Genomic DNA, 1,000 nt, shown 5'->3' with positions numbered 1-1,000 from the left:
ATTGCTTATTAAGGGTGTAGCGATAGAAGAACTGCAAGCCATTGCGATCGAGTTTGACGGTGCTCCAGGAGTGGGTTCCGATAAGGTTCACGAAGTAGGTTTTGAGCTGTTGCTGAGAGAGATTATCCGGTGGACAATCAAAGAACTGGGCGATGCGGCGGACGGCACGGCTGTAGGCATCAATGGTGGCGGGTCGTTTCCCTTGAAGGGTTAAGTTATTGAGGTGCTGTTGATAAAGCGCATCGAAGCGCTGCTGTTGTTGACGGTTCATGGTGTGTTTCTCCTGTCCGCTGCCGGACTGGCAGGGTTGGGAGAAACGTAGACGGGATGTTCTATTCTGCCGCATAGCGGCTTCGTTCAACAAGGCGCTTAACTGGACATTCTCAACGCTTGGCATTTTTCATTCCATCGTTGAGTTCAGTGTTTACGGTGGTAAGGTAAGGTTTCGTGGTAGCGTTGTTCACACCTTAATGCGGCTACATGTTCTAAGGGGTAATATGAAGGATCGAGGAATATGGCTAGTTGCTTTTCTCCTTTCAATTGTTCAGGCATATTGCTCGTATCTGCTTCATAACGATTTGATTCAAACAGCAATACTGAAGTGGGTTGTTTCACTACTCTATATCCCTTTGTACGTCGTTCTTCTCTTGATTGGTGGTTTATTAGAAGGTTTCTTTGGTCTGCATGTACTAAAAGGGGGAGTCGCATTTCCGTACTTGAATGATGTTTTGTGGCTGTTTGGTATCGTAATCTTACTACCGTTGAATTTGTGGCTTTTGAGGTTGTTCGTGCGCTTTAAACAACGAACATAACAAATAAGAATAAGTGTCGCGCAGCCGACACTTTATTCGGGTGTTGAACAAGCCCGACGCCTCTTTATTGAGTAAATTGCTCGGATGAGCATAGGATGGATCTACGCCCGTCACTTTTGTCAGGACGCGCGTAGCCATGAGGTTAATAGATAACTATTAACTTCAATGATTTACGTTAGCGGTGTGTG

The 1,000-nt window shown here is 45.8% G+C and carries 2 protein-coding genes; both read right to left on the bottom strand.

Going from position 1 to position 1,000, the window contains the following annotated elements; all coding sequences use genetic code 11:
* A partial coding sequence (locus tag A1OO_RS23005) for a site-specific integrase (RefSeq protein WP_017002961.1) occupies window positions 1–271 on the bottom strand: 271 nt, incomplete at its 3' end.
* Between the two features lie 146 nt (window positions 272–417).
* Complete coding sequence (locus A1OO_RS23455) at window positions 418–615, bottom strand: hypothetical protein (RefSeq protein ID WP_158009009.1); 198 nt, start codon at window positions 613–615, stop codon at window positions 418–420.
* Window positions 616–1,000: the final 385 nt, after the last annotated feature.

This window comes from Enterovibrio norvegicus FF-33 (assembly GCF_000286835.2).
Classification (GTDB): domain Bacteria; phylum Pseudomonadota; class Gammaproteobacteria; order Enterobacterales; family Vibrionaceae; genus Enterovibrio; species Enterovibrio norvegicus_A.
This window is presented reverse-complemented; position numbering and strand designations above follow the sequence as displayed.